General features: G+C 64.3%; 27 protein-coding genes and 3 tRNA genes. 22 read left to right on the plus strand and 8 right to left on the minus strand.

Annotated elements, in window-relative coordinates; all coding sequences use genetic code 11:
- The first annotated feature begins 95 nt into the window (after positions 1 to 95).
- From ABLE91_RS05845 to ABLE91_RS05905, 13 genes are all read left to right on the plus strand, one after another.
- The gene (locus ABLE91_RS05845) at positions 96 to 602 is read left to right on the plus strand and encodes a phage baseplate protein (RefSeq protein WP_348929280.1); all 507 of its coding nucleotides are present in this window, start codon (positions 96 to 98) and stop codon (positions 600 to 602) included.
- Positions 599 to 904, plus strand: a complete 306-nt coding sequence (locus ABLE91_RS05850) for a phage baseplate plug family protein (protein ID WP_348929282.1) — start codon at positions 599 to 601, stop codon at positions 902 to 904. Before ABLE91_RS05845 ends, ABLE91_RS05850 begins: the two co-directional genes overlap by 4 nt.
- 9 nt (positions 905 to 913) lie before the next feature.
- Complete coding sequence (locus ABLE91_RS05855; protein ID WP_348929284.1) at positions 914 to 1,771, plus strand: baseplate hub protein; 858 nt, start codon at positions 914 to 916, stop codon at positions 1,769 to 1,771.
- Positions 1,771 to 2,475, plus strand: a complete 705-nt coding sequence (locus tag ABLE91_RS05860) for a Gp138 family membrane-puncturing spike protein (protein ID WP_348929286.1) — start codon at positions 1,771 to 1,773, stop codon at positions 2,473 to 2,475. Before ABLE91_RS05855 ends, ABLE91_RS05860 begins: the two co-directional genes overlap by 1 nt.
- Positions 2,475 to 2,843: a contractile injection system sheath initiator gene (locus ABLE91_RS05865; RefSeq protein WP_348929288.1), complete on the plus strand. Its 369-nt coding sequence runs from the start codon at positions 2,475 to 2,477 to the stop codon at positions 2,841 to 2,843. Before ABLE91_RS05860 ends, ABLE91_RS05865 begins: the two co-directional genes overlap by 1 nt.
- Positions 2,844 to 2,850: 7 nt before the next feature.
- On the plus strand, positions 2,851 to 3,753 hold the full coding sequence (locus ABLE91_RS05870; RefSeq protein WP_348929291.1) for a hypothetical protein: 903 nt from the start codon (positions 2,851 to 2,853) through the stop codon (positions 3,751 to 3,753).
- A gap of 11 nt (positions 3,754 to 3,764) precedes the next feature.
- The gene (locus ABLE91_RS05875) at positions 3,765 to 4,463 is read left to right on the plus strand and encodes a baseplate wedge 1 family protein (RefSeq protein ID WP_348929293.1); all 699 of its coding nucleotides are present in this window, start codon (positions 3,765 to 3,767) and stop codon (positions 4,461 to 4,463) included.
- A gap of 15 nt (positions 4,464 to 4,478) precedes the next feature.
- On the plus strand, positions 4,479 to 5,765 hold the full coding sequence (locus tag ABLE91_RS05880) for a hypothetical protein (protein ID WP_348929296.1): 1,287 nt from the start codon (positions 4,479 to 4,481) through the stop codon (positions 5,763 to 5,765).
- Positions 5,762 to 6,355, plus strand: a complete 594-nt coding sequence (locus tag ABLE91_RS05885) for a DUF4376 domain-containing protein (RefSeq protein ID WP_348929299.1) — start codon at positions 5,762 to 5,764, stop codon at positions 6,353 to 6,355. The genes ABLE91_RS05880 and ABLE91_RS05885 overlap by 4 nt, the downstream gene beginning before the upstream one ends.
- 961 nt (positions 6,356 to 7,316) lie before the next feature.
- A complete protein-coding gene (locus tag ABLE91_RS05890) occupies positions 7,317 to 8,021 on the plus strand; it encodes a glycosyl hydrolase 108 family protein (protein WP_348929301.1) in 705 nt (234 codons plus the stop codon).
- A gap of 56 nt (positions 8,022 to 8,077) precedes the next feature.
- A complete protein-coding gene (locus tag ABLE91_RS05895) occupies positions 8,078 to 8,392 on the plus strand; it encodes a Pam3-gp28 family putative phage holin (protein ID WP_348929304.1) in 315 nt (104 codons plus the stop codon).
- Positions 8,393 to 8,507: 115 nt separating this feature from the next.
- Positions 8,508 to 8,777, plus strand: coding sequence for a hypothetical protein (locus ABLE91_RS05900; RefSeq protein WP_348929306.1), 270 nt, complete (start codon positions 8,508 to 8,510; stop codon positions 8,775 to 8,777).
- Positions 8,774 to 9,229, plus strand: a complete 456-nt coding sequence (locus tag ABLE91_RS05905; RefSeq protein ID WP_348929308.1) for a hypothetical protein — start codon at positions 8,774 to 8,776, stop codon at positions 9,227 to 9,229. Before ABLE91_RS05900 ends, ABLE91_RS05905 begins: the two co-directional genes overlap by 4 nt.
- Before the next feature lie 442 nt (positions 9,230 to 9,671).
- On the opposite strand, the gene ABLE91_RS05910 is transcribed toward ABLE91_RS05905, so the two are convergent.
- The gene (locus tag ABLE91_RS05910) at positions 9,672 to 10,148 is read right to left on the minus strand and encodes a hypothetical protein (RefSeq protein WP_348929309.1); all 477 of its coding nucleotides are present in this window, start codon (positions 10,146 to 10,148) and stop codon (positions 9,672 to 9,674) included.
- On the minus strand, positions 10,145 to 10,891 hold the full coding sequence (locus ABLE91_RS05915) for an SOS response-associated peptidase family protein (RefSeq protein ID WP_348929311.1): 747 nt from the start codon (positions 10,889 to 10,891) through the stop codon (positions 10,145 to 10,147). Before ABLE91_RS05915 ends, ABLE91_RS05910 begins: the two co-directional genes overlap by 4 nt.
- A 106-nt stretch (positions 10,892 to 10,997) precedes the next feature.
- Here ABLE91_RS05915 and ABLE91_RS05920 point away from each other — a divergent pair, with 106 nt between their 5' ends.
- The 3 genes from ABLE91_RS05920 to ABLE91_RS05930 are packed head-to-tail and all read left to right on the plus strand — an operon-like array spanning position 10,998 to position 11,765.
- On the plus strand, positions 10,998 to 11,213 hold the full coding sequence (locus tag ABLE91_RS05920; protein ID WP_348929313.1) for a hypothetical protein: 216 nt from the start codon (positions 10,998 to 11,000) through the stop codon (positions 11,211 to 11,213).
- 3 nt (positions 11,214 to 11,216) lie between these two features.
- A complete protein-coding gene (locus ABLE91_RS05925; RefSeq protein WP_348929316.1) occupies positions 11,217 to 11,570 on the plus strand; it encodes a hypothetical protein in 354 nt (117 codons plus the stop codon).
- A gap of 12 nt (positions 11,571 to 11,582) precedes the next feature.
- A complete protein-coding gene (locus tag ABLE91_RS05930) occupies positions 11,583 to 11,765 on the plus strand; it encodes a hypothetical protein (RefSeq protein WP_348929317.1) in 183 nt (60 codons plus the stop codon).
- Between the two features lie 14 nt (positions 11,766 to 11,779).
- Here the strand turns inward: ABLE91_RS05930 and ABLE91_RS05935 are convergent, their stop codons facing one another.
- The 6 genes from ABLE91_RS05935 to ABLE91_RS05960 all read right to left on the minus strand — a co-directional run bounded on the left by ABLE91_RS05935 (position 11,780) and on the right by ABLE91_RS05960 (position 17,564).
- Positions 11,780 to 12,253, minus strand: a complete 474-nt coding sequence (locus tag ABLE91_RS05935) for a thermonuclease family protein (protein WP_348929320.1) — start codon at positions 12,251 to 12,253, stop codon at positions 11,780 to 11,782.
- Positions 12,254 to 12,739: 486 nt separating this feature from the next.
- The gene (locus tag ABLE91_RS05940; RefSeq protein ID WP_348929322.1) at positions 12,740 to 13,072 is read right to left on the minus strand and encodes a GYD domain-containing protein; all 333 of its coding nucleotides are present in this window, start codon (positions 13,070 to 13,072) and stop codon (positions 12,740 to 12,742) included.
- Positions 13,073 to 13,344: 272 nt separating this feature from the next.
- Entirely contained in the window at positions 13,345 to 13,620 is a 276-nt protein-coding gene (locus ABLE91_RS05945; protein WP_348929325.1) for a hypothetical protein, read from the minus strand.
- Positions 13,621 to 13,896: 276 nt separating this feature from the next.
- A complete protein-coding gene (locus ABLE91_RS05950; RefSeq protein WP_348929327.1) occupies positions 13,897 to 15,567 on the minus strand; it encodes an MFS transporter in 1,671 nt (556 codons plus the stop codon).
- A 293-nt stretch (positions 15,568 to 15,860) separates the two neighbouring features.
- Complete coding sequence (locus ABLE91_RS05955; protein ID WP_348929330.1) at positions 15,861 to 16,736, minus strand: TrmH family RNA methyltransferase; 876 nt, start codon at positions 16,734 to 16,736, stop codon at positions 15,861 to 15,863.
- A gap of 57 nt (positions 16,737 to 16,793) precedes the next feature.
- On the minus strand, positions 16,794 to 17,564 hold the full coding sequence (locus tag ABLE91_RS05960) for a molybdate ABC transporter substrate-binding protein (protein WP_348929332.1): 771 nt from the start codon (positions 17,562 to 17,564) through the stop codon (positions 16,794 to 16,796).
- Between the two features lie 238 nt (positions 17,565 to 17,802).
- On the opposite strand from ABLE91_RS05960, the gene ABLE91_RS05965 reads away from it, so the two are divergent.
- The 6 genes from ABLE91_RS05965 to nusG all read left to right on the plus strand — a co-directional run bounded on the left by ABLE91_RS05965 (position 17,803) and on the right by nusG (position 20,567).
- A tRNA-Tyr gene (locus ABLE91_RS05965) sits at positions 17,803 to 17,887 on the plus strand.
- 44 nt (positions 17,888 to 17,931) lie between these two features.
- Positions 17,932 to 18,005 (plus strand) — tRNA-Gly (locus ABLE91_RS05970).
- Positions 18,006 to 18,147: 142 nt separating this feature from the next.
- Positions 18,148 to 19,341 (plus strand): elongation factor Tu, encoded by a 1,194-nt coding sequence (gene tuf / locus ABLE91_RS05975; protein WP_348929334.1) that lies wholly within the window; start codon positions 18,148 to 18,150, stop codon positions 19,339 to 19,341.
- Between the two features lie 249 nt (positions 19,342 to 19,590).
- A tRNA-Trp gene (locus ABLE91_RS05980) sits at positions 19,591 to 19,667 on the plus strand.
- Between the two features lie 73 nt (positions 19,668 to 19,740).
- On the plus strand, positions 19,741 to 20,028 hold the full coding sequence (gene secE, locus ABLE91_RS05985) for a preprotein translocase subunit SecE (protein WP_348929335.1): 288 nt from the start codon (positions 19,741 to 19,743) through the stop codon (positions 20,026 to 20,028).
- 8 nt (positions 20,029 to 20,036) lie between these two features.
- Positions 20,037 to 20,567, plus strand: a complete 531-nt coding sequence (nusG, locus tag ABLE91_RS05990; RefSeq protein WP_348929337.1) for a transcription termination/antitermination protein NusG — start codon at positions 20,037 to 20,039, stop codon at positions 20,565 to 20,567.
- Positions 20,568 to 20,715: the final 148 nt, after the last annotated feature.

Genomic DNA, 20,715 nt, shown 5'->3' on the forward strand with positions numbered 1-20,715 from the left:
GGTTATGGGGAGGCATTGTGGGGTGTCGGCGGGGGAGGGGCAACAGATCGCCCAGTGGCCTTCCGCATCGTGCACTTTCTTTCTGAGGAAAGCTGATGGCATTCTTTTTTCTGGTGGCTCGCACGTTGGGTCCCATCGGCATCAACGTGGTCATCGTGGAAGAGCATCGCGCCGAGATGACGATCGCCGACCATCCGGTGGAGCGCGGAGCGAAGATCAGCGATCACGCATGGCGCGAGCCCTATCGTCTCCGGATTGAGGGCGCGATCGATGCGCCGGCGGCGTTTGCTTCCTATCAGGCCATCCTCGCCCTACAGGCGGCGGCCGAGCCTTTCACGATGGTGAGCGGTCTGAAGGTTTACACCAACATGCTCATTGAGCGGGTGAGCGCGCTTCGCGACACCGTTTATCCCCGCGTGCTGATGTTCAATGCCGAGCTGCGCGAGGTGATCATCGTTGACACCGAGGCCTCCTCCGGCTCAGCGGGAAGCCCGGAGCCGGGCAGCACTGCTGATCGGGCGGGCGCGGTGCAGAACAGGGGCACTGTCCAGGCGCGACAGGTTCAATCGAATGACCTCTTGAACTCGGCCCTGCCTCGATGACCACCTTCTACGAGATCCCCATCACGAACGCGGCTCGGCAGCGGTTCATTACGACCCTCAATGGTCGCTCCTGCCAATTCGACGTGAACTTCAACGTGACCACGCAACGGTGGTCGTTTGATCTTGAGATTGAGGGCACGCTGGTCCTGGCCGGTCGTCGGATCGTGCTTGGGGTGGATCTGCTTGAGCCCTTCAAATTGGGCTTGGGGCAGATCTTCGCGGTGGCGTGGACGCCGGGCGCACTCCCAGATCGAGAAGGGCTCCCCAGCGGGGCCGTGCGCCTCATCAACGCGGTGGACTGAATGTCTCGCATGTGGAAACGCCGGGTCGTCGCGACGGTGTCGGGACGAGCGGGGGAACTTGTCGTCAGGGATCTCCGCATCGACTTCCAGGCGCAGCGCTCCATCGGCTCCAAGCAGAACGAAGGCGTGGCGACCATCTGGAACCTGAAGCGCGAGAATCGCGGAAAGCTGGGCGAGGAATTCGACACCCTGAAGATTGAGGCCGGATACGAGAGTGGCGAGTTCGGGATCATTTTCAAAGGGCAGATCCGGGACGTCACCATCGACCAGGAGGGCGCTGACATCCGCTCGTTTCTCCAATGCGGCGACGGCGACAAGGGCATCAATAAGGGTGTGGTGACGAAGACCTTTCCGGCCGGCACGAAGCCCCGTGAGGTCGCGGACTATCTGGTCTCCCAGATGCCTGACGTCGATGTTGGAGACCTTCGGGGGTTCGACGATCTTCCGGCCTATAAACGCCCCATCTCGCTCTACGGCTATGCCTCACGGGAACTGGACGAGCTTGGCCGGCAGCATGGCGTTTATTGGAGCGTTCAGAACGGCGCCGCGGAGGCCATCAAGAGCGATGGCTACATCAATGACACCGTGGTGATTTCGAGCGCGAGCGGCCTCATTGGCGCGCCGAAGGTCACCGATAAGGGCGTATCCCTGCGCTCGCTTTTACGCCCAGCCATCGGCCCGGGCCGAGTAGTGGACGTTCGCTCGAACTTCCTCGACGAGGCCAGCGGCCGAGACAAGGCCGCGTCGGACCAGGGGGGCGGCCTCTTCCGTGTCGCCTCGGTGAGCTTCGCCGGATCAAACCGCGATAAGCCGTTCTACTGCGACATCGACGGCAACCGCATCCAGGGTGGAAAGGTCGTCAAATAATGGCCGGATACCAGGGCTCCTCGACGCGTCGGTCTCTTCAAGAGGCGATCGCAGCCATCATCGAGGCCGAGCGCCGGGACATGTTCACCGCGCTTCCCGCTCGTGTGACAGCTTACGATCCTGGCAAGCAAAACGGCGGCATGCAGCCCGCCTTGAAGCAGACGTTCGGCGACCAAGAGCTGACCGCACCGGAGCTCCAGAGCGTGCCGCTGCTTCATCCAAGGGGAGGTGGATTCGGCATCCATTTTCCAATGCAGGCGGGTGACCCGGTCACGCTGCTGTTCGCCGGCCGGTCGCGCGACGCGTTCCAGAGCGAAGGTCAGAGCATCAGCAATGCGCCGGGCCGAATGCATGACTTGTCTGATGCTGTCGCTATCCCCGGGGGCTATCCCGACGACGCCCCAATGACCGGCGTCAACGGCACCGATTTCTTTGCCGGTTCGAACGACGGCAAGAAGGGCGCGAAGGTCACGCCCGGGGGGAAAGTGTCTCTCACCGGCGGCGCGTCGGGGGCGGACAAGGTGATCATTTCGGCCGAAGGCAAGATCGACCTAAAGGGCGAGACCGGGGACAGCCTCCTTCAAATCTTTCGTGACTTCATGGTGGTGTTCAATGCCCACCTTAATGGGGGTGCCGCGGTGGATAGCGCATATCAGGCACAGGTCACGGCGCTGATCGCGAAGCTCGATGGGATCAAAGCCTGATGTCCTCTTTCCTCGGGCTGTCCATTCAGCCGCACAATGATCTGCATCTCGACGATGATGGCAATCTCGTCGTGGTTGTGGATGCCGAGGCCATCGGCCAGCACATTCGGCAGCGGCTCATGTTCTGGCAGGGCGAGTGGTTTCTCGACCAAGACGCCGGTGTGGCGTGGACCGAATACGTTCTCGGCCGCCCGCCGTCGGAAATGCCGATCGCCGAGGCGACGATCAAGGCAGAGGTCATGGCCACGCCGGGCGTGACCGAGATCCTGGAATTCGACGCTAGCTACGACCGGGCCTCCCGCGGCCTGCGCATCAACGGCCTCGTCGTCGCGACGGTCTTCGAAGACACGGCTGAAATCCAGTTCTGAGGTGATCATGGCGGACTACGGTGTTCTGCCAGTTGGCTTCGCCCGCAAGCCCCTGGCAACGATCCTCGCTGAGATCGAGGAGGCAAACCGAGGCACGTTCGGGGTTGGCGTTATTCAGGCGCCACAGTCTCCCTTGGGGCAAGTCAACGGCCTCATGACCGATCTCATCGCGCAACTATGGGAGGTGAGTGAAGACACCTACCAGTCGTATGACCCGGACCAAGCCGAGGGCGTTCGTCTCGATATGCTTGCCAAACTGCGCCTTCTGGCGCGGGCCACCGATGAGCCGGACGACGAGCTGCGCCAGGCCATCACGAACGCCGGCCGTGCGCGCATTGACCTGCAAGACCTACTCCGGGCGGTGCGCGGCATCGACGGCGTGACCTACGCTCAGGTTTTTGTGAACGACACGGACAGCACCGATGCCAACGGCCTCTCCGCTCATTCTGTCGGCGTCGCCGTCATCGGAGGTGATGATGCGGAGGTGGCGGCCGCGGTCCGAGCCTATGTGGTGCCCGGCATCGGCACGAGCGGCAATGTCCGGATTGACGTGAACATTGACGGGGTGTGCCGGTCCATCTGGCTCGTGCGGCCGACGGCCGTTCCGATTACGCTGGAGGTGGAGGTCATCCGCCGCTCGGATCGGCTGGGGTGCCCGCCGGCGGCGCTCACCGCCATCGCGGAGGGGCTGGTGGCTGACCTTTCTGGCGACCGGCAGCTCATCAACGGCGAGGATGTGACGCTGCACACGATCCGGGCCGCAATCGAGGCGCGATATCCCAATGTCGAGGTGGTCGATGTCCAAGGCGCGCGGGACAGCGGTGCGCCTGACGATCTCCCAATTCCCATCGCCTTCGACGAGATCGCCACCTTCGCCCTTGTCGATATCACGGTGACGAACGCGCCATGACGACCTGCCCAGTGACCGGCGTGCTGGTCGAGGAAGAGATCGACCGCGTCGCGACGCAGTATCGCGAGAGTCCGAAGCTCCTGGGGCTCATCCGTGCCTATCTTGGGCAGGTGGAAGAGGCCATTCAGGTCGCATGCTCTGTCCCGAGCTTCTTTGATCTCGACACCGCAGTTGGCGATCAACTCACGCTGCTGGGAAAACGCCTCGGCTTTCCGCGATGCCATTGTGGATGCGTGATGCCGCCTGTGATCGGTTTCGACTGTGATGGGGCCTATCAGGGCCCGTACACGATCGTCGGAGCGTGCGAGGGCGGCTCGCTGCTTTCCTGCCGCGAGACGGGCTCCTCGACCATCTGCATCGACGATGATGACCTGTATCGGCCGATCCTCAAGGCTCGGCGCTACCAGATGCTCGGGCTGTATGACATCGATTCCTTAAACGCTGCGGCGGAACTGATCTGGGGGCCGACCGCCTCCGCTCACACTCTTGGTGGTGGAGTGGTGGCCGTGGCGCCTGGCCGCGAGCTGACCGACGATGAATTCATGCTTCGGCCAATCGCCTTCCGAGCGCTACCGATCGCGCCGGGGATCAAGGCCATGACCAGTGACGCGGCCGGCCCGATCGTGGGATTCGGCGACGGCTGGGGAGGGGCCTGTGACGGCTCCGAAATCCTCTGCCCGATCGATCCTCATCCCTACGACTGCCCCTGATCTAAAGGAAATATCATGACCGCTATCTCGCTGCCCTTCGCGAGCGATGTCGCGCGCCGTCGTGTCCCTGACGCAGGCGAGCTTGCCCAGGGCATCCCTTGCGGGCCGCTCGACGAGAAGATGTTCAATTGGTTGTTCTGGTACGCAACCGGCCAGCTCGGCAGCTTCATCTCAAATTCGGGCGGCACGCCAGATGATGCTGACCTGGATCAGGTCTCAAGCTATGCGCGCCTTCAGTCGCTGAACTACAGGGTTGCAAGCGGCACCGCCAATGCGCTCTCGGTCACTCTCGATCCGGCCCCGGCCTCCAACGCCGTATTGGAAGGCATGCCGATCCGGTTAAAAATCACCGCGTCCAATACAAGTGCCGCAACACTCAACGTCGGTGCTGGAGCGCTGCCTATCAAAACACTGCGCGGTGCTGACGTTGAACTTGGAGACCTCGTTGTCGATTCAATCACCACCTTGATTTGCACGGGTACTGCCTGGATTTTCACTGGGATCGCCTATAGCGAAGTTCCCCGCATCGCACCAAGCGGAGTCGTGCTTTGGGTTCGCACGGACGGGAGCGACAACAACGATGGACTGACCAATAGTGCGTCGGGTGCCTTCGCAACCGTCATGGGAGCGATCACAAAAGGACTCGCCCGCTATTCACTCCCTCCGGGCCAGACGGCGCTTATCCGGCTCGGCATTCCTGGGACTTATGCGGCGCCGGGCTCCCTGCCGTATGTTGGAGCGCCTCTTGAAATCCGAGGCGATGCCGCTGCTCAGGCGAGCTATGTATTGTCTGGGGCTGGAGCAGGCTCAGGAGTAATCGCCGTTGGTGTGGGGCAATTGTCATTAACCGGGCTGACCATCACCAATACTGGAACTATCAGCCATAGTGTAAACGCTGATAATAGCGGGTACGTCCTTCTAACTAATGTGACGTTCCTTACGTCTGTAACCACAACCTTTGCTCTTATGGCAGCGACAGGAAGCGGTGTCATCCGGATGGGAGCTGGATGCATTGTGAATGCGAGCGCCGGGTATTTGTGGCTGGCTGGCGGTGGGACAATCGTCATGGGCGCAAATCTCGCCCTGCAGTCTACCCCAAACTACACTACGGCCACTGCCCAAGCGTTGGACGGCGGCAAGATATTGCGTGGCTCTCCCGCCACCGCATTCACTGGCACCGGAGCACTTGGGCTTCGATACAACGCTCAAATGAATGGCATCATCGATATGCTTTTCGGCGGGGCGAGTTTTATTCCTGGCAATTCGGCCGGAACTACTGCGACTGGAGGCCAATATCAATGACCCCCGACATCCGGAACTACTATTGGCGTGCCGACGACGGGCGCATTTTCTCCTCTGCGGCCGGGGTTATCGTCTCCGACGCGGACGCGGGCTATCTCTCCTTTGTGGAAGCGTTCGGTGGGCCTTGCCCTTGGCCGCGTGATGAGACGGGAGAGCAGAGTGACGCCGCGCTGGAGGAGGTGTTGGCGCAACATGGCCTGTCGCTTTACCCGCCGTCTCCGGCCCTGGCCAAGGTGGCGGAACTCACGGGAGCCTGCGCGGCGAGCATCGTGGCGGGCTATTCATCCGCCGCCCTGGGCGCCAGCCATGAATATCCGGCGCAGCCGGTAGACCAGCTCAATATGATGGGCTCGGTCACCGCCTCGCTGCTGCCTGGGCTTCCACTCGATTGGAGCACGCCGTTTTGGTGCGCAGACGAGGATGGGGTGTGGAGCTTCAGGCCGCACACGGCGGCACAAATCCAGCAGGCCGGAGCGGATGGCAAAGCGCACGTTGTAGCGTGCCAGGAGCACCTTGCGGCACTCAATGCTGATGCGATGGCCGCCTCACCGGAAGCGCTGGCCGCCATCGTGTGGAGCGAGCCGGAATAGGCACCGGCGGCGAACCCGCGTCGTGCTGAGACCTGCAAACCTGACCATCCACGCCCCCCTCCGAGGCGGCTTTTTCATGTCCAGCACAGGAGGGCCCGTGTGATCGACGTGGTGCGCAAGCTCGCACCGCGAGGGAACGCCGATCGCAAGGGGCATGGATATTGGGAGGTGATGAGCCGAGCCGACGCGGGGGAGGCCGGCTCGGCTCATCGAAGCCCGAGAGGTCCCATGGGGAAGAACCTGTAGGGAAAGAAAAAATAACAAACTAAAATTCAACGGGAGATGAACAGCCTCACCACGCGAAAAAAATGGGCGAGAAAACGGGAGGGGGAGGCTGGGCCGGTTGCTGATCTCGGCCCAGCCCCTCCGCTTCGGCCGGTGGCTGACCTGTCCGAAGGCGGAGCCGGCAAATTATCCAGCAGCGTCCGCCCTGCCAAGACATTGAATTTGCTGATCGCTACCACGCCGGATGCAATTTGGGGTGGCGGGAGCCGGCCGCCTGCGGGAGAGCTGGGCGGCAAAGGCCCCCCTTCGCCGCCCAGCTCCGCCCGAGGGTGAGGACGGAGATACACCGTCGAGCATCTCCAGAGTATCACGCCGGTATTTGGCAAAGGGTGACGCAAAGGTAGATGACCGGGCGACATGCAATTGCCGCCCAGCCCTACCCACCGGGTGAATGTCGGATAGCCCCGCGGGACGCAGACCATGCCATAGTTCAATGTCGGTGGGGTGTAATCGAAAGCGGTACGGGCTGAGCACTTTGGGTGGTAGAGCCCAGCCCGGGTCGCGCTTGGCCGTTGCTGAGAGGACTAAGCGCTGCCGAGTGTGAATATAGCACATGGAAGACGATCTGAGCGGCCGTGATGGTGGATGCCGACCGCTCAGATCAGGAACGACCATCGGTCACGTCAACAGTCGCACCCTTCACTTAGCACATCATTTCCAGAATAGGAGAGAACTCATGGTCGCCGCGAACTACTCGCGCGCCTACGCGCTCGTGCGCAAATACGAAGGCGGGAACGACGACGACCCGCACGACCCCGGCGGGCGCACCTCGCGCGGCATCATCCAGAGCGAATATGACCGCTACCGGGCCGCCATCGGCCAGCCGAAGAAGGACGTGTGGACCGCGTCCGAGGATGAGATCGCGAGCATCTATCGCTCCGGCTATTGGGACAAGCAGCACTGCGACCAGATCCAGTCCGGCGTTGATATCGTGGTCTGGGATGCCGGCGTTAACTCCGGGGTGGCTCAGTCAGCGAAGTGGGCGCAGCGCGGCGCCAATGCCCAGGGCAAGGCTCTGACAGTGGACGGCAAGCTCGGCCCGGCCACCATCGAGGCGCTTAACGCCTGTGAGCCCGTCGCCCTGATTAACAGCATGTGTGATCAGCGTCTTGCGATGCTGAAGGGCCTGCCCACCTGGGGCCGCTATGGGAAGGGTTGGACGAGCCGGGTGGTGGACCTGCGCAAGGCGGCGCTCGCTCTCGCTGGCAAGCCCTCCTCCCCCTCTGAAGGGAAGGGCCTGAGCATCCGCGACCTTCAGGCCGCGCTCAACGTGTTCGGCTACGGCCTCACCGCTGACGGCAAGCTCGGCCCAAAGACCGACGCCGCCCTGAACGATTTCGAAAAGCGCCTGGCCGCGTTCAAGGCCGCCCGCGCCGCCTGATCCCGCGCCCGGCCGGGTCTGCCGCGCACCTCCATCTCCATCCCATCGAGGATCACATGTCAGATATTCTCACCGACGCCCTAAAGGGGGCGGCGATCGCTGTGGCGCGCCGCTCCGACAATTCCCTGGACGTTGCCGATGCCACGAAGGTGGCAAGTGCCATGGCGCAGGAAATGCCCGCGCCCGCCGCGCTGGAATCGCTGTGGCCGCAGCTCGTCCGCTACGGGATCACGATGCTCGGCACCGCACTCGCCGCCCATGGCGTCGGAGACGAGGCCACGTGGCAGGCCGTAGCCGGCGGCGTGATTGCCATCGCCCCGCCGATCTGGCGCATCGGCACCACCTGGTGGGAGCGCCGCAAGGTCGCGTGACACGTCCGGGCGCCGCGGGCCGGCGCCCCTTTCCCTCATGGCCGGCGGGGGCGAGATGCCTGACCAAGAACGAACAGAGCGTACGCCTTCGCGTGACGAGGTTTTCGAGCGCTTCATGCAGATGGGCACGGATGATGTTGAAAAGCTCCTCAGGCTGTCACGCATGGGCGAGCGCGAGTGGGAGCGCCTCAAGGACGTCGTTGGGCTGAGCGACGAGGAATGGGCCCTGGCGAAGCGCGGCATTGCCGCCACGCGGATGGTGTCGACGGCCGGGGCGCTGATGCGCGGTGCGGCCTACGCGCTGTTCGCCGGGGCCGCGGCCTTCGCGCTGTTCGGCGAGCACCTGAACAAGATCAAGGCCTTCTTCATGGGAGCGCCGAAATGATCCCACGCACCATCGTTTGGCTGGTGGCCGGCGCGACCGGGGCCTATCTCTGCTCCCTCGTGATCGACCGCGAGCCGCCCGTCATCGTCACCGATTCCCGCCTCATCACGCCCCAGGTGGAGCCGGGCGGAACCCTCAAGGTGGAGGTGGAGATCTTCCGCACACGCCGGTGCGAAACGTCCATCGACCGCTTCATCTTCGATTCCCAGGGCGGCCGCCACATCCTTGAGCCCTTGGAGCTTCGATCCGCCGGCGGGGCTCGAGGTGAGGAGCGCTACACCAACCTAATCCCCGTGCCGCTGGACGCTGCGCCCGGCCCGGCGCGCTATCGCTCCAGCGCCACCTATCGCTGCAACCCCCTGCATCGGCTCAGCCCGATCACGGCAGAGCCGCGGGAGGTTCAATTCGAGATCATGCCGCCAGGGATTGCGCAGCCAAACGCTCGCAACTGATTTCCTCCGGCAGAGGGCGCCACCCCTCCGGCCTTATGCTCCAACGGTTTTCGACCGATTTCCTCTCGATACAGCACCGCCCCCTTCAGCCCCGCCGGTCACCGCCGCGCGGGGCTTTTCGTTTCTGCGCCCGGCGCCGGCAGTTCGTGCACACGCGCACGCGACGACGCCGTGTTCGTCCCCATGTGGTCGGGCCGGTCCACGAGGTTGAGCTTGTCCGGCCGTCCGCCGCACCTTGAGCACGTCAGGCGGGCCGTCACCTCCTCCAGCGTCGGGTTGCTGGGTCGCTCTGCCGCCATGAGCCGGAGCGGGTAGTTGACTATGTTTCCGCACGCGCACCTGATGCCAAGCCACCAGCCGTTGAGTTCCCGGAGCCGCTGACGTTCTGGGTTAGGCCCCAACGGCCGAGGGTCTTCAAGAGGTGGCAGGCGCAGATCATCCTTCACATCGGCCTCGGGGAGCTGTTCAAGAGCTCCTCCAACTCGTCGGCACCGATCTCCCCGCGCTCCATCAGGATGGCAGCAAGCCGATTGATCGTGACGCTGTGCAGCTGGACGAGCGCGCGCGCTGTCGTGCGTTGGGTGCCCATCAGATCGTGGGCCACCTCCTCATCCCCATCCGAAAGGGTTCGGGCGACGGCAGCGTAATGCGTTTCCACGTCTGCCCCGATGGTGCCTGCAAGGACGGCCTCCGCTTCTTCCCCCGCCATCTCAGCGATCGACCCGGCGTTCATGTAATACTCCGCGGCGACATACTCTGCATTCTGCTCTTCAGCTTCCTCGCTGTTGAAGGTCGGGTCCAAGATGATCGTGAGGTCCGGACGATCGAGCCGGATGCTGGACGAAACCATAAGATCCAGATGCCAGCCGGCGACAACGCGGCCTGCCATATTGAGGGCGTCGTGCCGGCGGTCGGTCATAGTAGGGCCCCTTGCGGCTCCTCCGCCGGGTTCAGCGCGCCGCGCGCCACGATCTGAAGTGATCCGTCCGGCAAAGGCCGCTGGAGGTGCTTCGCCTCCTCCCAGGGCGCTCGCATCCATATGTCCCGCTCTTCTTCCGTGGTGAGGATCGCGGGCATGGCCTTCTGATGGACCGCCCCCACCTCGGCATTGGGGTCCGTGGTCAGGAAGGCATAGAGGTCGGTTGCGACCCATCCCTCCTTGATCTTCCTCACGCCCTCCCAGGCTGTCCAGCAGCCAGCGAAGAAGGCAAGGGGGCGGCTCTCATCGAGGGCGAACCACACGTTCTCGTTCTTGCCCTCGGCATTCCGGCTGGGTTCGGCGAAGGCGGTCAAGGGGACGAGGCAGCGATTGGCCGGGCCGAGCCAGGGTTTCCAATGTGAGCTGCTGGTGTTGCGGATGTTCGTGGTGCCGCCGTCGGGCTCCATCTTCAGCAGCTCGGTGAAATCCACCTCCTTGCCCTTAGCCCTGAGAGCGTTCGCGCGCTTCGTCGCGGCGTCCATCTGGGCCTTCTTGGAGGAGGGCATGCCCCACCGAGCCAGCGCAAGCTCCCGCTCGCCCGCCGCGTTGTTGCGAACGATTGGGCCTGCATAGTCGGGATATAGCTGCGGCTTCCACGGCGCGCCGTTGGTGATGTCCCAGAGAAACCCGGTGAGGGCCCGCATGGCCTCCCGGGTGGTGGTGGCGTCATAGAGATTGCACATCAGGGCCTGCCTCCGCTGCCTGCCCATTCACCCTACCACATCTAGCGGCTTGTTCTCTATTCGTTCTCATGGAATCCATATGGCAGACAAGCCGATGGAGAGTGCCATGCCGAGCGAGCCCCTGCGCGCGGAACCGATCCCTTTTGACGTGAGCGAGGACGAAGTCGATGCAGCACTAGCCGTCTGCGATGGCGACGCTCGGGCGACGATCCGGGCCTTGCTGGTGGAGCACGCCTTCCTGGAGCATCAGCTTTCGAAGCTGGCGTCGGCCGGCTTCAGCCGGCGTCTTCCCCTGGCGAAGCTGTCTGACGTTCAAGGCTGATCCATGGGGCGCGAGGTGCGCAAGCTCGTGGACTATCCGTTCGCGGTGGTGCGCGTGGCATGCCGTTTCTGCCCTCATCGCATCAAGGGGTACAAACTGGCGCGTCTGGCCGCGCGCGCCGGGCCGGACATAGAACTTCAGGTGCTCATCGACTTGCTGGAATGCGGCCGCGGCCGGCCGGCAAAGGTCAGAAAGGTCCAATCCTTCTGCGGGGTCTATTATCTGGACCTGCACTCGGAGCCGCTTCCGGAAGGCGCGCCGCTGAATGTGCCGGAGCGGCTGTTCGTCAAAGCGAAACGTGATCGCAACCTTCGTCAATCGGAAGTTGCGAATCCTGTATATGATCGCCCCAGTTAAGAGGGGGCCATCATGCGAGACGATGACGCCGTCGAATATCTGAAATCCATTGTCCCGGAGCTATGCCAGATCGCCAAAAGCGCGAAACTGCCGACGGTCGCTTATCTGCTGGGGCTCGCCGCAGATGAACTGCGGAGTTCCGATTGGCCGGAGCCGGACCCCGACGACGACGACGAAGTTTCCCTGGAACACTGATCGGCTCGGCTCGGTCAGGTCCTACGGCGCCAGTCCCAAGGCGGTATGAACTCATAGGCCCACATGCCGGCGCGGGCCTTCCGCGCCGCGGCCTCGCACAGCTCGTACTCCCGGCTATAGGCCACATAAGCGAGCGCCCATCCGGCATCGACCATGGCCGCTGCGATGTCCCTGCCGGCGGCCTTGCACTGCGCCAGCACCCGCTTGTAGCGGTCGCGGCCCTTCGGCTCGCAGCTCACGACGCGCGCCTCGATCATGTCGGCCAGGAAGAAGGCGGCCCGCTGTCCACACCGAACCGCGGCCCCCGTCTTCTTGTCGGTGCAGGTCTGCCGGCTCTCGGGTGCGTCAATTCCTTCCAGCCGAATCCTCTGCCCGTGGATCTCGATGGTGTCGCCGTCGATCACGCTGGCGCGGCCGACGATGTGCTCGGCAAGGGCGGGGGTGGCGAGGAGGAGGAGGGAGGCGACGCCAACGCGAATACAGATCATGCGTGCTCTAAGCACATTCGCTTATCGAGAGCGACCCAGCCCATCAACCCCTCCATTCTCTCACTGCATGGGAACGGGTGCGGAACAGACCTAAAACTCACTGTGCCGTGTGCCGTGCCGTCGCGAACCGATGTTCCATGCGCAAGATGCGGGATAAACGCACCTTGCGCATGGCGAGAGCCGTTGATTTTGCTGGGTTTCTCCGTGTGGAGAGGCGCCGGAATGCGGAATGCTAGCTGGTTTACAAAACCGCTGCTCTACCGCTGAGCTAAACCGGCGACTCACTTAAATCCACTTATACGTCACACACTTAAGGTCGATCAGGCACAGCAAAACCGATCGCCCTGTGCCGCAGAACGTGCCATCACCTTTCGGCGCGCAGCGCGCTCTATTCTCCCGACCGCTCCCGCGCGTCAAGCTTCTCCCCGCCGCCGCGCTTGGCTATTTCTGCCGCACGGCGACGCCGGGTCTTGCGAAAATACGGGCTTATCGGGCGGGCTTATAGACTTTAGCGACCGCGTCGGCCTTCTTCATGCCGGCCACGGCTTCGGCCCCGGTCAGCAATACGGTGGTCCTTGATGACTTGAGGGCCCCGCCTGCGGCAATGCCAAGCGCGATGGCAACCATGCTCTCATTGTCAGGCACGTCGGCAATGAGCGTTAAATCGTAGTCGCCGAAGCAATACCAGCCTCCGACGAATTTCCCTCCAACGGCTTCGCACACCGCGCGGCCGACGGTTTCGACCCGGTTCTGCGGATTCTTGAGCTGGGCGGCGATCGATTCTGCAGTATAGGCAGCCTGATACATGTAGAGTGGCATGTTCAATCTCCCTCGTTACCGTGCGTCCAGTCGTGGAATGCGCCGAACAGGGACTTTGCGATCGCCTCTCTTTGGTGGGTGTCACTCTCCCGGTTACAGCGCCGATCACTGCGACTGCATCAATTGTCCAATGTCGCTGTGTTGAAAGCGCGGCCGAACAGGCCTCTGAGGCCGAGCCGGCCGACATGCGGCGTGGGAGATGCCGGCCCGGTGGGAGGGGGCGGGCGCTTCGCTTTTCGGGAACGCAAAGATCGCCCGCGCTCCGTGGCGGTTCAGATGAGGAGGGAGCGCGCCACGATATCGAGAAAGGCTGTGGTGTCGGGCGGCACGGGAGAGGCCTCCGCGCGATAGCCGGTGCGGGAGAGACCGTCTTCCTGATACCAGTAGAAGATATCCGTTTCCGGATCATAATGCCTGAGGTGGGGCAGGATCTTCGCTTCCGCAGCCTTCCGGGCATCGGCTTCGTCGATATAGGGCACCACCTGTCCGCGCGCGATCCATTCGTCTTCGCCGGCGGCGCATTTATAGGTTCTGACGACCCATCCCATCTCTCAAAGCCTTCCGGGCTGGCGTTTGCCTCTGCCAGCGCGGCGGCCCCCAAAAGGGACCGCGCATGCCTCCTCGTTTTTTCCTCTCCCGTACGGGAAAGAGGAAGAGGCAAAATAGTAGATCATTCCAGATGCTTAGGACGAAGGATGTAGGGCGCCTCTCCGCCGGGCTCGCCGCGCCCTGATGGTAGCCCGGAAAAGAAAACGGCCCCGCCTTGGGGGGCGGGGCCGTCTTGTCTCGGGAAGAGGGCGGGCCGAGGCCCGCCCGGCCGGCGTTTAGTGCCAGTCTTCGAGGTTCCGGTCCTTGGTCTCCGGCAGGAAGAAGAAGCCGATGATCAAGGTCATCACCGCGATGACGATGGGATACCAGAGGCCGGCGAAGATGTTGCCGGATGCCGCCACGATGGCGAAGGCGGTGGGGGGCAGGAAGCCGCCGAACCAGCCGTTGCCGATGTGGTAGGGCAGCGACATGCCCGTGTAGCGGATGCGGGTGGGGAACAATTCCACCAGCATGGCCGCGATGGGCCCGTACACCATCGTCACGTAGAGGACGAGGACGAAGAGGAGGCCGATCAGGTAGAGCGAGCGCCCGTCCGTCAGCACCCCGCCGACCGACGGCTGCTTCAGGATGGAGGCGTCGCCCGCCTTGGGATAGCCCGCCGTCTGGGCCGCCGCGACCAGGGCCGCGCCGGTCTTGTCGGTGTCGGGGATCGCCACGGCGGTGCCGTTGATGGTGGCGGCGAGCGGCGAGCCCGCGGGGCCGTTCACCAAGTCATAGTGCATGGAGTTGGTGGCCAGCGTCCGGCGCACCACATCGCACGGCCGGGTGAAGACGCGCACGCCCACCGGGTCGAACAAGGTGCCGCACTGGGCCGGATCGGCGGTGAGCACGATCTTCACATTCTCGGTGGCCGCCATCAGCTTCGGGTTCGCCGTCTGGGCGATCATGTGGAACAGCGGGAAGTAGGTCACCGCCGCGATGAAGCAGCCGAACAGGAGGATCGGCTTGCGGCCGACCTTGTCCGACAGCCAGCCGAAGAGGATGAAGAACGGCGTGCCGATGAGCAGCGAGAAGGCGATGACGAGGTTCGCCGTCGTGCCGTCCACCTTCAGGGTCTGGGTCAGGAAGAACAGCGCGTAGAACTGTCCGCAATACCAGACCACCGCCTGGCCGGCGGTGCCGCCGAGCAGGGCGATGAGCGCGATCTTGGCGTTGCTCCAGCGGCCGAAGGCCTCCTTGAGCGGCGCCTTGGAGCGCGTGCCTTCCGCCTTCATCCGCTGGAACGCCGGGGATTCCTGCAGCTGCAGGCGGATCCAGATGGAGAAGCCGAGCAGGATGATGGAGAGCAGGAACGGAATGCGCCAGCCCCAGGCCGCGAAGGCTTCCGGCGACATGGACAGGCGCAGCGTCAGGATGACGAGCAGCGAGAGGAACAGGCCCACCGTCGCGGTGGTCTGGATCCACGACGTATAGAAGCCGCGCCGGCCCTGGGGGGCGTGCTCGGCCACGTAGGTCGCCGCGCCGCCATATTCGCCGCCGAGCGCGAGGCCCTGGAGCAGGCGGCAGATGATGAAGGCCACGGGCGCGAGATAGCCGATGGTGTCGAAGCCGGGCAGCAGGCCGACCACGAAGGTGGCGATGCCCATGATCACCATGGTGATGAGGAAGGTGTATTTGCGGCCGATGAGGTCGCCGAGGCGCCCGAAGAAGATGGCGCCGAAGGGCCGTACAGCGAAGCCGGCGGCGAAGCCGAACAGCACGAAGATGAACTTCGCGGTGTCGTTGGTGCCCGGCACGAAGGTGGCGGCGATGTTCGCGGCCAGCGAGCCTGCCAGATAGAAGTCGTACCACTCGAACACGGTGCCGGCGGAGGAGGCGACGATGACCTTTCGTTCCTCCTTCGTCATTGGCGCGTGTGCAGCGGCCGGTGCGGTCGTTACAGCCATGGATTTCTCCTCCCAGATCAATCGCCAGTCCCGCTCACGCGGAGCAGGAGGCGCCGGCCCGGGGCCCGGAGGATGCGCGGGAGGAAAGAATATGGCCCGGCCGCGCAGTGCGCGGCGTCAGACGGGCTTTTCCTCCAGCGGTTTCATCATGTCCGCGTCGTTGGTCGCGCGGATTTCCGAGTCGGGCACATAGCGCCATGGCAGAAACATGACTGAGCGTGCACAATCGTACGATTGGTCAATGGTCTATAGGCCGTTGGTCTTAGGAAGAAGGGATGACGCAACGTCAGGCCTCAGCTCGGCGCGCGCCCGTCCCGCTTGAGCGCCCTGCGTGCGATGCCGAGCGAGAGCGCTGCGGCATTGGACACGTTGAGGCTCTTGATCACGCCCGGCAGATCGATGCGGGCGAGCACGTCGCAGGTTTGGCCGGTGAGCTGGCGCAGGCCCTTGCCCTCGGCGCCGAGCACCAGCGCCAGAGGCGCCCGCAGCATTGTGTCCTCGATGTCGGCCGGGCCCTCGCTGTCGAGGCCGACCACCAGCATGCCGTTGTCCTTCAGTTCGGTGAGCGCGCGGGCGAGGTTCTGCACCAGGCAGAAGGGCACGTGCTCCAGCCCGCCCGAGGCGCTTTTCGCCAGGACGCCGGTGGCCACCGGGCTGTGGCGCGCGGTGGTGACGATGGCGCCCACGCCGAACGCCGCCGCCGAGCGCACGATGGCGCCCACATTGTGCGGGTCGGTGATCTGGTCGAGCACCAATACGAGGTCGTGCTTTGCCACCTTCGACAAAGGCGGGGAGGGCAGGTGGTCGCTCTCGGCCAGCAGGCCCTGGTGCACCGCGTCGGGGCCGAGCAGCTTGTCGATCTCGGAGGGGCGGACCACTTCCGGGGCGATGGGCAGCGCGATCCCCTCTTCCGTGAGGCGGTGCGCGGCATTCTCGGTGACCAGGATGCGGCGGAAGCGGCGCTTGGGGTTGCGCAGTGCTTCGGCCACCGTGTGCCAGCCATAGAGCAGCGCGACGTCGCTCTCGCCCTCCCAGGCGGGCGGGCGCCCGCTCTTGCGGCCGGCGGGGAAGGGGCGAGGACCGCCGGGCGCCCCGCCTTTGCCGAAGGGCCGGCGCGCGCCGGAACGGGGAGGGGGGCGGCTCGGCCGGCCGGAGCTGGTGTCGGACATGAAAGAGCCTTTGTCAGAGCCGCGGGGCGGGCGCAAGGGGCGCCTGAAGTCCGGCCGTCACCGCGCCGGCGGCACCATGCCTTTGGCTTCGAGCACGGAAGCGGCCTGCGGGCCCGACAAGAGATTCAGGAACGCCCCGGCCTCCGGCTGGTGCGCGGTAGGTGAGGCGGCCGCCGCATAGACGGTGAAGTTCTGGATCTCCGCCGGCAGGGGACCGACCAGCACCGCGCCCTTCACGGCGAGGATCTCGCTGATCTGGTGGATGGCGATGTCCGCTTCGCCGGAGACGACGCGGGTGGCCACCAGCCCGCCGGGGACCAGCACCGCCTTCGCCTTCATCTCCTGGGCGATGCCGAGGCGCTCGAACAGCTTCTCCAGATAGATGCCGCTGGAGCCACCCGCCGCCGGGTCGATCATGGCCACGGATTTGGCTGCAAGGAGCGTGCGCTTGAACCCATCCACGGTGGCGATGTCCGGCCGCGCTGCGCCCTCCTTGACGGCGACGCCGATGCCGACACGAGCCAGCTCTGTCACGGGCTCGGCCACCTTGCCCTTCTTCGCGAAGTCCGCGAGCGCGCCGGGCGTGAGGATGAGGACATCGAAGGTGGCGCCGCCTTCCACCTTGCGCACCAATGCGCCGGCGGTGTCGTTCTCCACCTTCACCGTCGTGCCCGTCTCCGCCTGGAACCGTGCGGCAAGCTCGGCGGCCACGGGCTTGAAGGCGCCGGTGGTGAGCACGGTGATCTCGGCTGCGCCTGCGTTGCCAACCCCGGTGAAGGCGGCGAGGAGCAAAGCGGCGAAACGGCGGGAGAGCGGGGCCTTGAGCATGACGGTCGATCCCAGGCTGGCGTGCGCGGCGCGCATCATAGAAGCGGGGGCAGGCTGCGGCTATGGTATCCACGGACGGACGGCAGCAATTCGCAGGGCCTGTGAAGAGCGTTCATTTCCGGTTGACTTCATCGAACCGCTTCCACATAAAACCGCTCCTTGAGGCGCCCGGACCATCCGGGCCGCTGCGCCGTTGCGGCGTCAGCGCCACGGCCTCATGGATGACGGGCTCATCAGTGGAGGGGTGCCCGAGTGGTTAAAGGGGACGGACTGTAAATCCGTTGGCTCTGCCTACGTTGGTTCAAATCCAACCCCCTCCACCACCCGTCGTCCATATGCTACGAACTGCGGCGCCGCCGCGGCGCGCGCGGGTGTAGCTCAATGGTAGAGCAACAGCCTTCCAAGCTGATGACGAGGGTTCGATTCCCTTCACCCGCTCCAGCCCGTTTCCGCTTCCGAGTTCCAGACGCAAGCCCGCTCCTCTTGCGGTTCCTGCGGAAACCCCCTATCCCACGGCGTCTTTTTCCGCCCCCGCAAGGGCGTGCCGTGGACTGACCTGAGCCAGGGATACCGAGAGAGAACGATGGCCAAAGCAAAATTTGAACGCAACAAGCCGCACTGCAACATTGGCACGATTGGTCACGTTGACCATGGCAAGACGTCGTTGACGGCTGCGATCACGAAGGTGCTTGCGGAGACGTCTGGCGGCGCGACGTTCACGGCCTACGACCAGATCGACAAGGCGCCGGAAGAGAAGGCGCGCGGCATCACGATCTCCACGGCACACGTGGAATACGAGACCGCGAACCGCCACTACGCCCACGTGGACTGCCCCGGCCACGCCGACTATGTGAAGAACATGATCACCGGCGCGGCGCAGATGGACGGCGCGATCCTGGTGGTGTCCGCCGCCGACGGCCCGATGCCGCAGACCCGCGAGCACATCCTCCTGGCCCGCCAGGTGGGCGTGCCGGCGCTGGTGGTGTTCCTGAACAAGTGCGACATGGTCGACGATCCCGAGCTCCTGGAGCTGGTCGAGATGGAGGTGCGCGAGCTGCTCTCCAAGTACGACTTCCCGGGCGACGACATCCCGATCGTGCGCGGCTCGGCGCTGATGGCGCTGGAGAACAAGTCTCCGGAGCTGGGCACCGAGGCGATCCTGAAGCTGATGGCCGAGGTGGACAAGTACATCCCGCAGCCGGAGCGTCCGATCGACCTGCCGTTCCTGATGCCGATCGAGGACGTGTTCTCGATCTCGGGCCGCGGCACTGTGGTGACCGGCCGCGTCGAGCGCGGCATCGTGAAGGTTGGCGAGGAAGTCGAGATCATCGGCATCCGCCCGACGCTGAAGACCACGGTGACCGGCGTCGAGATGTTCCGCAAGCTGCTGGACCAGGGGCAGGCGGGCGACAATGTCGGCATCCTGCTGCGCGGCACGAAGCGCGAGGACGTGGAGCGCGGCCAGGTTGTGTGCAAGCCGGGTTCGGTGAAGCCGCACACCAAGTTCAAGGCCGAGGCCTACATCCTGACGAAGGAGGAGGGTGGCCGTCACACGCCGTTCTTCACCAACTATCGTCCGCAGTTCTACTTCCGCACGACCGACGTGACGGGCGTGTGCACGCTTCCCGAAGGCACCGAAATGGTGATGCCGGGGGACAACGTGTCGATGGACGTGCACCTGATCGTGCCGATCGCCATGGAGGAGAAGCTGCGCTTCGCCATCCGTGAAGGCGGCCGCACCGTCGGCGCCGGCGTCGTCGCGTCAATCATCGAGTGATCCCGGCCCTCACGGGCCAGAATCGACGGGCCGGCCTCGCGCCGGCCCGTTTTGTTTTGAGGGTTGGTGCTTCGCTGCCCCCTCCCTAACCCTCCCCCGCAAGCGGGAGAGGGGACGTGTCGCATCATGAACAGGGGAAAGCGCGCAGTGCCCCTTTACAGGCGCTCTTTCGCTGACTAGACACACAGGCCCCGATGCGCTGGATCGCTTTCCGGCGCGAGGGCGCATACCCTCGAGTGCTCAGGCAGTAGGAGTGTAGCTCAACTGGTTAGAGCACCGGTCTCCAAAACCGGGGGTTGGGGGTTCGAGTCCCTCCACTCCTGCCAGCACCGAGGGAATGAGCGCGGACCATGTCGCGCACAGGCATTTGAAGACCGCAGGCAGGTGGCCTGACGTTTCATGACGGCGATCCATCGAAGCTCTGCTCCGACGGCCGCCGGAACCGAGGAGAAGGCGAAGGCGGGCGCGAGCCGGCCGGGCCGAGGCAATATGGCGAAGATCAGTCCCGTCGAATTCTTCCAGCAGGTCCGCAACGAGACTGCGAAGGTCACGTGGCCGACGCGGCGCGAGACGCTGATCACCACCGGCATGGTGTTCCTGATGGTGCTGATCGCCTCGCTGTTCTTCCTGGCCACGGACCAGGTCATACAGTTCGCCGTCAGCCAGATCCTCCGCATAGGGCATTGAGAACCGCCATGGCGAAGCGCTGGTACATCGTCCACGCCTATTCCAATTTCGAGAAGAAGGTGGCGGATTCGATCCGCGAGCAGGCCGACCAGCGCGGCCTCGCCGACCTGTTCGAGCAGATCCTCGTGCCCACCGAGAAGGTGGTCGAGGTGCGCCGCGGCCGGAAGGTGGACACCGAGCGGAAGTTCTTCCCCGGCTACGTGCTCGTGAAGATGGACCTCACGGACGAGGCCTTCCACCTCATCAAGAACACCCCGAAGGTGACGGGATTTTTGGGCGCCGACAACAAGCCCATGCCCATCTCCGAGAACGAGGCCATGCGCATCCTGCAGCAGGTGCAGGAGGGCATCGAGCGCCCGAAGCCGTCCATTTCCTACGAGGTGGGCGAGACGGTGAAGGTGTCAGACGGCCCCTTCGCCTCGTTCAACGGCATCGTGGAGGAAGTGGACGAGGGCCGCTCCCGCCTCAAGGTCGCCGTCTCCATCTTCGGCCGCGCGACGCCAGTGGAGCTGGAATTCGGCCAGGTTGAGAAGGTCTGAGGGCCTCTCAATAGCCGCGTCATGCCCCGGCTTGACCCGGGCACCCACGGGGCTCCGCCAGGTGCACTTTTGGGACGGCGGTGGATCCCCGGATCAAGTCCGGGGATGACGGATTGTCCGCTTCATGCGGTCCCGCCCTTGCTTCCGG

It is taken from the genome of Aquabacter albus, assembly GCF_040049275.1.
Classification (GTDB): domain Bacteria; phylum Pseudomonadota; class Alphaproteobacteria; order Rhizobiales; family Xanthobacteraceae; genus Aquabacter.

What these genes read in the sequence shown, in the direction of transcription:
- ABLE91_RS05945 (WP_348929325.1), bottom strand. Translation starts at nt 13,620, where the DNA reads ATGGGATGGGTCGTCAGAACCTATAAATGCGCCGCCGGCGAAGACGAA.
- ABLE91_RS05865 (WP_348929288.1), top strand. Translation starts at nt 2,475, where the DNA reads ATGTCCTCTTTCCTCGGGCTGTCCATTCAGCCGCACAATGATCTGCAT.
- ABLE91_RS05955 (WP_348929330.1), bottom strand. Translation starts at nt 16,736, where the DNA reads ATGTCCGACACCAGCTCCGGCCGGCCGAGCCGCCCCCCTCCCCGTTCC.
- secE (WP_348929335.1), top strand. Translation starts at nt 19,741, where the DNA reads ATGACGGCGATCCATCGAAGCTCTGCTCCGACGGCCGCCGGAACCGAG.
- ABLE91_RS05890 (WP_348929301.1), top strand. Translation starts at nt 7,317, where the DNA reads ATGGTCGCCGCGAACTACTCGCGCGCCTACGCGCTCGTGCGCAAATAC.
- ABLE91_RS05935 (WP_348929320.1), bottom strand. Translation starts at nt 12,253, where the DNA reads ATGATCTGTATTCGCGTTGGCGTCGCCTCCCTCCTCCTCCTCGCCACC.
- ABLE91_RS05925 (WP_348929316.1), top strand. Translation starts at nt 11,217, where the DNA reads ATGGGGCGCGAGGTGCGCAAGCTCGTGGACTATCCGTTCGCGGTGGTG.
- ABLE91_RS05920 (WP_348929313.1), top strand. Translation starts at nt 10,998, where the DNA reads ATGCCGAGCGAGCCCCTGCGCGCGGAACCGATCCCTTTTGACGTGAGC.
- ABLE91_RS05930 (WP_348929317.1), top strand. Translation starts at nt 11,583, where the DNA reads ATGCGAGACGATGACGCCGTCGAATATCTGAAATCCATTGTCCCGGAG.
- ABLE91_RS05850 (WP_348929282.1), top strand. Translation starts at nt 599, where the DNA reads ATGACCACCTTCTACGAGATCCCCATCACGAACGCGGCTCGGCAGCGG.
- ABLE91_RS05880 (WP_348929296.1), top strand. Translation starts at nt 4,479, where the DNA reads ATGACCGCTATCTCGCTGCCCTTCGCGAGCGATGTCGCGCGCCGTCGT.
- ABLE91_RS05885 (WP_348929299.1), top strand. Translation starts at nt 5,762, where the DNA reads ATGACCCCCGACATCCGGAACTACTATTGGCGTGCCGACGACGGGCGC.
- ABLE91_RS05870 (WP_348929291.1), top strand. Translation starts at nt 2,851, where the DNA reads ATGGCGGACTACGGTGTTCTGCCAGTTGGCTTCGCCCGCAAGCCCCTG.
- ABLE91_RS05855 (WP_348929284.1), top strand. Translation starts at nt 914, where the DNA reads ATGTGGAAACGCCGGGTCGTCGCGACGGTGTCGGGACGAGCGGGGGAA.
- ABLE91_RS05895 (WP_348929304.1), top strand. Translation starts at nt 8,078, where the DNA reads ATGTCAGATATTCTCACCGACGCCCTAAAGGGGGCGGCGATCGCTGTG.
- nusG (WP_348929337.1), top strand. Translation starts at nt 20,037, where the DNA reads ATGGCGAAGCGCTGGTACATCGTCCACGCCTATTCCAATTTCGAGAAG.
- ABLE91_RS05905 (WP_348929308.1), top strand. Translation starts at nt 8,774, where the DNA reads ATGATCCCACGCACCATCGTTTGGCTGGTGGCCGGCGCGACCGGGGCC.
- ABLE91_RS05915 (WP_348929311.1), bottom strand. Translation starts at nt 10,891, where the DNA reads ATGTGCAATCTCTATGACGCCACCACCACCCGGGAGGCCATGCGGGCC.
- ABLE91_RS05900 (WP_348929306.1), top strand. Translation starts at nt 8,508, where the DNA reads ATGCAGATGGGCACGGATGATGTTGAAAAGCTCCTCAGGCTGTCACGC.
- tuf (WP_348929334.1), top strand. Translation starts at nt 18,148, where the DNA reads ATGGCCAAAGCAAAATTTGAACGCAACAAGCCGCACTGCAACATTGGC.
- ABLE91_RS05845 (WP_348929280.1), top strand. Translation starts at nt 96, where the DNA reads ATGGCATTCTTTTTTCTGGTGGCTCGCACGTTGGGTCCCATCGGCATC.
- ABLE91_RS05860 (WP_348929286.1), top strand. Translation starts at nt 1,771, where the DNA reads ATGGCCGGATACCAGGGCTCCTCGACGCGTCGGTCTCTTCAAGAGGCG.
- ABLE91_RS05940 (WP_348929322.1), bottom strand. Translation starts at nt 13,072, where the DNA reads ATGCCACTCTACATGTATCAGGCTGCCTATACTGCAGAATCGATCGCC.
- ABLE91_RS05960 (WP_348929332.1), bottom strand. Translation starts at nt 17,564, where the DNA reads ATGCTCAAGGCCCCGCTCTCCCGCCGTTTCGCCGCTTTGCTCCTCGCC.
- ABLE91_RS05950 (WP_348929327.1), bottom strand. Translation starts at nt 15,567, where the DNA reads ATGGCTGTAACGACCGCACCGGCCGCTGCACACGCGCCAATGACGAAG.
- ABLE91_RS05910 (WP_348929309.1), bottom strand. Translation starts at nt 10,148, where the DNA reads ATGACCGACCGCCGGCACGACGCCCTCAATATGGCAGGCCGCGTTGTC.